7 protein-coding genes are annotated in these 6,955 nt (G+C 39.2%); 6 read left to right on the top strand and 1 reads right to left on the bottom strand.

The annotated features are described in order from the left end of the window. Positions 1–269, bottom strand: a 269-nt coding sequence (locus ABFC98_02000) for a hypothetical protein (protein ID MEN6444801.1), incomplete at its 3' end; no start/stop codon positions are given. 427 nt (positions 270–696) lie between these two features. Here ABFC98_02000 and ABFC98_01995 point away from each other — a divergent pair. The 6 genes from ABFC98_01995 to ABFC98_01970 are packed head-to-tail and all read left to right on the top strand — an operon-like array spanning position 697 to position 6,709. Continuing rightward, positions 697–1,629: a magnesium transporter CorA family protein gene (locus ABFC98_01995; protein ID MEN6444800.1), complete on the top strand. Its 933-nt coding sequence runs from the start codon at positions 697–699 to the stop codon at positions 1,627–1,629. Positions 1,630–1,647: 18 nt separating this feature from the next. Next, positions 1,648–2,019 carry a 6-carboxytetrahydropterin synthase QueD gene (queD, locus tag ABFC98_01990; GenBank protein MEN6444799.1) on the top strand — a complete coding sequence of 124 codons (372 nt, stop codon included), beginning with the start codon at positions 1,648–1,650 and terminating at the stop codon, positions 2,017–2,019. Further along, the gene (gene yihA, locus ABFC98_01985; protein MEN6444798.1) at positions 2,012–2,623 is read left to right on the top strand and encodes a ribosome biogenesis GTP-binding protein YihA/YsxC; all 612 of its coding nucleotides are present in this window, start codon (positions 2,012–2,014) and stop codon (positions 2,621–2,623) included. Before queD ends, yihA begins: the two co-directional genes overlap by 8 nt. A 1-nt stretch (position 2,624) precedes the next feature. Next, entirely contained in the window at positions 2,625–4,472 is a 1,848-nt protein-coding gene (mnmG, locus tag ABFC98_01980; GenBank protein MEN6444797.1) for a tRNA uridine-5-carboxymethylaminomethyl(34) synthesis enzyme MnmG, read from the top strand. After that, positions 4,469–5,191, top strand: a complete 723-nt coding sequence (gene kdsB / locus ABFC98_01975) for a 3-deoxy-manno-octulosonate cytidylyltransferase (GenBank protein ID MEN6444796.1) — start codon at positions 4,469–4,471, stop codon at positions 5,189–5,191. The genes mnmG and kdsB overlap by 4 nt, the downstream gene beginning before the upstream one ends. 45 nt (positions 5,192–5,236) lie before the next feature. Next, positions 5,237–6,709 carry a bifunctional UDP-sugar hydrolase/5'-nucleotidase gene (locus ABFC98_01970; GenBank protein ID MEN6444795.1) on the top strand — a complete coding sequence of 491 codons (1,473 nt, stop codon included), beginning with the start codon at positions 5,237–5,239 and terminating at the stop codon, positions 6,707–6,709. The last annotated feature ends 246 nt before the right edge of the window (positions 6,710–6,955 follow it).

Genomic DNA, 6,955 nt, shown 5'->3' with positions numbered 1-6,955 from the left:
CTTAAATTGTAGCTGGTTTGGGAAGTTCCTAATCCAACCCAGCCGTTGGAGGAAATTTTTACTTCGCTATAAGAAAAATCTCCATAACCAAAAGTGAATCCAATAGGGATGGCAGCGGAAAGTAAATCATCAGTTGAAATTGCTGCATCAGTCCCAGTAATTGGTGTGTAGGTTCCGGTGGTGGCATTGAAAGTATAATACTCTTCAATTGTCGCCCAGGACAAACACACCAGACAAATCATCACAAGTAGTAATGATAATTGTTTCATAATTATCTCCTTCTACCTATATATTTATTTAGGTTTTCTTAAGTTCAGCGTTTTTGAACCATAACTGATTATGGTTTGGAGTAATAATGGAATGCACTTTTTCTAAAAACCATTTTTTGCCGTTGGAGCTAAAACTAACGGTAAAACGACACACTATAGATAAAATTACACCTGTTTCAGCAATATTTTATTCATAAAAATTATTCCCAAATCTGTCAAGCAAGTTTTTTACTTTTTTAAAATTATTTTGCTTGCATCTGGTAAAGCACACTCTACTTATTAGGGGGTGACAAAATTGAATTTGTCACCCGTTATGGTTGCCGTGTTTTCTTTATGTTAAATTTTTTTCATTTTGGACTTTTTTCTTGCCACAAAAACCCAATAAAAAAAAATGGCAGAATGAAATAGATATGGAAAGGAGGTTCTTATGGTTCACATTTTTAAAGTAAGTGAGCAGCGTTTTGTTCAGGCATTAACAATGGATGAAGCATTTTGGATACATTTAGAGAACCCCTCGCCGGAAGAAATTGAGCATATCGTAAAGAAGTTCAATTTGGAAGATGATTTTATCACCGATCTTCAAGATGCGGATGAAAATGCCCGGGTAGAATGGGATGAAGGAGCTCTGTTAACTATTTTGCGAGTGCCCATTTATTATAAACACAGGTCGGCTAAGGTCTCTTTTGCTACCGCTCCTTTGGGTATAATTTCTACGGAAGATAAATTGATAACCGTTGCTTTTTACGAGAATGAAATCCTCACTCAATATCTGGAAGGAAAGCATAGGCCTTTCAATATTACTCAGCAGAGTTTCTTGCTCAATATCAACCTACGCACGGCTATCTATTTCTTGAAGTTTTTGAAAGAAATAAACCGGCGCAATAATCAGATCGAAGATGAACTGCATCAATCAATGCGGAATAAAGAACTTATTCGTCTGTTACGAATGGAAAAATCCCTCGTTTATTTCAATACTTCGTTAAAATCCAACGAGATTATTTTGGAGCGTTTACAAAGAACCCGCTGGTTGCTAAACGATCCTGATGCGGAAGATTTGATCGAAGATGTAATCATAGAAAATAAACAGGCGATAGAAATGGCAAATATTTACAGCAGCATTTTAAGCGGAATGATGGATGCCTTTGCTTCCATTATTTCTAATAACTTGAATGTGGTGATGAAGTTTTTAACTTCCATAACCATTATTATTTCTGTCCCTACACTTATTGTAAGCATATATGGAATGAATGTTCCCTTGCCATTTCAGGACAGTGGCTATGCTTTTACTTTAATAATGAGCGTAGCGCTGTTAATTTCTATTGTGCTGGTATTGATCTTTATTCACAAGAAATACTTTTAGTGATTTAGGGGAGCAAAAATGTTTTACTTAAGCGTAACAGATAGTTTTTCCGCAGCGCATCGTCTTAATGGTTATAAAGGTCCTTGCAGCAATATGCATGGGCACAATTTTAAAGTGCGGGTTTGTGTTCGGACAGAAAATCAGGACAAGATCGGAATGTCCATTGACTTTAGTTTTCTGAAGAAAATCCTCTCCCAAATTGTAAAAGAGCTCGATCATTGCTGTTTAAATGAAGTGGAAACACTAAAAGGCAAGAATCCCACTTCCGAAAACTTGGCTATCTATATCTATGAAAGTATGGCAAAAGCTCTGCAAGATAAATCCGTAAGTATCTATGAAGTTGAAATATGCGAATCAGAACGCAGCAGTGTGATATATAGAAATGATTAGATTTGTAGAGTCATTCTTTGTAAAAAGTGCCATAGAACCGGTTGATTATCCCGCTTCCGCTTATCCCGAATTTGCTTTTGCCGGCAGAAGCAATGTAGGTAAATCCACATTGATCAATTTGTTAACTAATCATAAAGGCCTTGCCAAGACATCTTCCACGCCGGGGAAAACGCGTTTACTCAATTTCTTTCTTATTCGTTATAAGATAGACGAAACTGATAGTTCGGGTTTTTTGCAGTTTACTGATTTACCGGGTTATGGTTTTGCGGATGTTAGCCAGGCAGAACAAGAAAAATGGCGTAGAATGATCAATAAATACTTTGAACAGCGTAAACAACTGCGTTCTTTGATCGTGCTCACGGATATTCGCCATCCTGCTGACAGTAAAGACATTATGCTGCTGGAAATGTTGCGTTTAAGAAATATAGATCATTGCATCGTGGCTACGAAAGCGGACAAAATTCCCAAAACTAAAATAGCCAAAACGGTTAAAGACCTCGCCAAAGGTCTGGGCTTAAAAGAGGAACCGATTTTTCCCGTTTCGGCACTTCAAAATACAGGACTGGAACCGCTTTATAACTGGATTCAAGGTAAGCTAAACTAAAATGCAAGCAACTAACAAGTTTGATCTCATCGTTGTGGGTGCAGGTCATTCTGGAATTGAAGCAGCTTTGGCAGCTGCAAAAAGAGGACTGCAAGTTGCCTTGTTTACAATCAAATTGGAAGCAATCGGTAGAATGAGTTGCAATCCTTCCATCGGGGGTCCCGCCAAAGGTCATTTGGCAAGAGAAATTGATGCTTTGGGAGGAGAAATAGGGAGGAGTGCAGACCTTTCCGGAATTCATTTTCGGTTGCTAAATAGAAGCAAAGGTCCGGCAGTTTGGGCTCCGCGTTCTCAGAATGATCGTCAACAATACCATTTGCTTATGCGCGAGGCAGTTGAAAAACAGCAAAATATCCATTTAATGGAAGCGATCATAGAGACCTTGATAGTGGAAAATGGCTGTGTAAAAGGAGTAATCAGTCAAATCGGGCGTAGCTATTTTGCTCCGAAGGTCATTCTGGCTACCGGCACTTTTTTAAAAGGTAAAATCCATATCGGGAAACTAAGTTACGCCGGAGGACGCAGTGGCGAACCTTCTGCCGAAGAACTTTCCGATTCCATCTCCGCTTTGGGGCTAAAAGTCCGCAGATTTAAGACGGGAACCCCTCCGCGAGTGGATTTGCGTTCTTTGAACTATAACAAGTTGGAAGAACAGCCCGGAGACGATAATCCCCAGGGCTTTTCTTTTTATCGTAACATTGAACTGCAAAATCTGGTTTCCTGTTATATAACGCACACTACGGAAGAGACCCATAAAATCATCAGAGCCAATTTAGCGGAATCGGCACTTTATTCTGGAATCATTAAAGGGATCGGGCCGCGATACTGTCCTTCCATTGAGGATAAGATTGTGAAATTTCCGCAAAGGGAAAGTCATCATATTTTTATTGAGCCCGAAGGTCTGCATACCTATGAAGGTTATGTAAATGGCATTTCCACTTCTTTGCCTGCAGAGATTCAGGAAAAAATCGTGCACAGTATTCCGGGTTTGGAAAGGGCAAGGATTTTGCGATATGCCTATGCCATTGAATATGATTTTGTGGATCCGACGGAAATAGACACTTCCCTGGAATGTAAAAAAATAAAGGGTTTATACCTGGCAGGACAAATTAATGGCACTTCCGGATATGAAGAAGCGGCAGCCCAAGGTCTTATAGCAGGTATAAATGCTTCTTTGGCTTTGGAAAATAAGGAACCGCTTATCTTAAAGCGCAGTGAAGCATATATCGGAGTTTTGATAGATGATCTTGTTACCCGGGGCACCAATGAACCATACCGAATGTTTACTTCGCGAGCTGAATATCGGTTACTTTTAAGACAGGACAATGCAGATGAGCGTTTGATGCCTATTGGTTACAAACTTGGATTGGTGGAAGAAAACCGTTGGCAGCAATTTGTCAAGATGAAGGAAATTTTACAGCGGGAACTAATATATTTGCAACAGCATAACTGCCTGTCCAAAGGTGACATAAAAGAACCGATTCGCTATGCGCAATTGTTAAAACGACCCGAAATTTCTTTTGCCGATCTTCCTCAATTCGGTTATCATATACCTGAAGATGTAAATGCCGATATCCAAAATCGCCTGGAACTGGAAATTAAATATGCCGGCTATTTAAATCGGATGGAAGAAGAAATTAAGCGGTTTAAAACAGCCGAATCCATTGCCATCCCTGCAGAAATGGATTATTATAGTGTTCCTTCCCTTGCCTACGAAGCCCGCGAAAAATTAAGTAAAATCCGACCCCAAAATATAGGCCAGGCAATGCGCATTCCGGGAATTAATTACAGTGATAGCGTTGCCTTGATGATTTGGCTGAAAAAAAATGCCCGACAGGAAGCAAAATGAATGTAATTGCCATTATTCCAGCTCGTTATGCCTCAACCCGTTTTCCGGGGAAGCCCTTGGCGAGGTTGAAAGGAAAACCGCTTATCCAGTATGTTTATGAACGCGTGCAAAATACGGGTTTATTTACTTCCGTTTGCGTAGCTACAGACAATTTAACCATTTTGGAGGCAGTTCAATCTTGCGGAGGGAGGGCTGTTTTAACTAAGGAAAATCATCTTAGCGGTTCCGATCGGATTGCGGAAGCATTACAATATTTTCCGGAGGCAGAATTGGTTATAAATGTTCAAGGGGATGAACCCTTAATTGAAAAAGAACCCTTGCAAAAGCTGATTGCTGTTTTTGAGGATAGCCAAGTGCAAATGGCAAGCTTGATTACTACTTTTACAGATTCTGAACTGCTTAATAACCCCAATATTGTGAAAGTGGTAACCGACAGACAAAATAATGCCCTCTATTTTTCTCGTTCAGCTATTCCTTTTAATCGGGATAACCTCTCTGATGTAACATACTATCGTCATATCGGAGTTTATGCTTATCTTCCGGATTGCTTGCAGAAATTTGTAGCTCTAAAGCAAGGAGAATTGGAAAAAATTGAAAATTTGGAACAGCTTAGAGCTCTGGAAAATGGGATTTCGATAAAAATGGTGGAAACGAATTATCAAGGCATCGGAATTGATACTCCCGCCGATTTGGCAACGGTAGAAAAACTGCTTTCATAACGATACATTTTAATTTTACCTATTAAATCATCAATGGAGAAGATAATGAATGGATACAAGCGATACCTGCTTTTTTGGGTTTTCATAGCTACTGCCTTATTTGCCAATGCGGTTCCGATAACTATTTTTCACACTAACGACACGCACGGAACCTATCTTCCCCAACCAACAAAATACGGCAAAATCGGTGGTTATTCCACTTTGGAATACTATCTGAATTTAGAAAGGGGAAAGGCAGTTAGGTCTTTATATTTGGATGCCGGAGATCAACAAACCGGCAGCATATTTGCCTCGCAGAAATATAATAATGCCATCGGGGGAGCGGTTATAGAGGTCTTCAACTTGCTCAATTTGGATTGTGCGACTTACGGAAATCACGAATTTGATTATTCCTTGGCAAATACAATCACATTAAGAGAACTGGCAAATTATCCTTTTATCAGCACTAATATTTTGGATGAGGATAATAAACCCTTGGGAGAAATGCCCTATAAAATATTCCAGCTGGATTCGCTAAAAGTAGGTGTTTTGGGCTTAACTTTAACCGAACTGCCGGAAAAAGTGAAAAGAGAAAATGTAACCGGATTAACCATTCTGCCTTATAAAGAGGCAATAGATAAATATATTGAAGCAGTAGATAAACAAAGTGATTTGCTTATTTTACTTACGCATAACGGTTTTGCGGCAGATTCGCTTTTGGCAACGGAATTGGATGACCGCGTGGATTTAATTATTGGAGGTCATTCTCACACAGTTATTTCCGAGCCGTGTAAAGTGAATGGAATTTATCTTGCCTCCACAGGCGCTTATTTAAATTATTTGGGAGAAATCAATCTGGAAGTGAAAAATGATCGCATCACTTCTTATGCAAGCCAGCTTATTCCACTTTTTGCACCGGAAAATTTACCGGAAACATCGCTAAACCAATTTGTGAACACAATGGCAGCAAATTTAAATAAGGAACTGGGAGAAGTTATAGCCACCATTCCTGAGGACTGGGTTCCCGATAAATTTAAGGAAACAACCGTCTCCAGATGGGCTGCCGAAGCATTAAAAAATGAATATTACGATGTTTATAAACCCGATTTGGCTATTATTAATAATGGAGGCATCCGCAAAGTTATTCCCGCGGGACCTGTTACCCTCAAAGATATGTATGAACTTTTTCCCTTTAATAATTATATAGTTCTGTTTTCCTGTTACGGAAAGGATTTATTGGCTATGGAGACACTTAATGAAGAAATTGCAATAAACAAACCCTATGATATATTGCAAACCAGTTCCACCCAATGGAAAAAGAAAAAACGCTTTTTTGGTTTGCTGAAATCTCAAGAGCACTATTATATAAATGGAAAACAAGTTGATCCGGATAAAATTTACCGGGTGGTCAGCTTTGATTATGTTTTAGGACAATGGGATAAATATTTGGGGTTTAAACCATTTGCTGTTCAAGAAACGGGTGACCTGTTCACCGAAGCGATGATCAGACAAATAAAAAAACAGTTCTCTCTCAGATAACACAGATTTCACAGATTTGTTTTCACGCAGATTACGCAGATTACGCAGATTAAAAATAGATAATAGGTCTGGGATGAACAGGATTTTTGGGATTTAAAGGATTCTTTTTTAGAAACCAGGATATTTACCGGTGGGAAAAAAAGGAGGGTTGACGTCCTCGTCAACCACAACAAACAAACTATCAAGCTTTCACAGAATTGATTGGGAACTATATAACTCGGTTGTCAGGGGAACGACGAGGACGTC

Origin of the sequence: Candidatus Cloacimonas sp. (genome assembly GCA_039680785.1) — a bacterium.
In the GTDB taxonomy this organism is placed as follows: Bacteria; Cloacimonadota; Cloacimonadia; order Cloacimonadales; family Cloacimonadaceae; genus Cloacimonas.
Note: the sequence above shows the minus strand (reverse complement) of the source record. Positions and strands in the feature narration are given on the sequence as shown.

Excerpts from the sequence above, each read along its gene's own strand:
- ABFC98_01995 (MEN6444800.1), top strand. The coding sequence starts at position 697 with ATGGTTCACATTTTTAAAGTAAGTGAGCAGCGTTTTGTTCAGGCATTA.
- queD (MEN6444799.1), top strand. The coding sequence starts at position 1,648 with ATGTTTTACTTAAGCGTAACAGATAGTTTTTCCGCAGCGCATCGTCTT.
- yihA (MEN6444798.1), top strand. The coding sequence starts at position 2,012 with ATGATTAGATTTGTAGAGTCATTCTTTGTAAAAAGTGCCATAGAACCG.
- mnmG (MEN6444797.1), top strand. The coding sequence starts at position 2,625 with ATGCAAGCAACTAACAAGTTTGATCTCATCGTTGTGGGTGCAGGTCAT.
- kdsB (MEN6444796.1), top strand. The coding sequence starts at position 4,469 with ATGAATGTAATTGCCATTATTCCAGCTCGTTATGCCTCAACCCGTTTT.
- ABFC98_01970 (MEN6444795.1), top strand. The coding sequence starts at position 5,237 with ATGAATGGATACAAGCGATACCTGCTTTTTTGGGTTTTCATAGCTACT.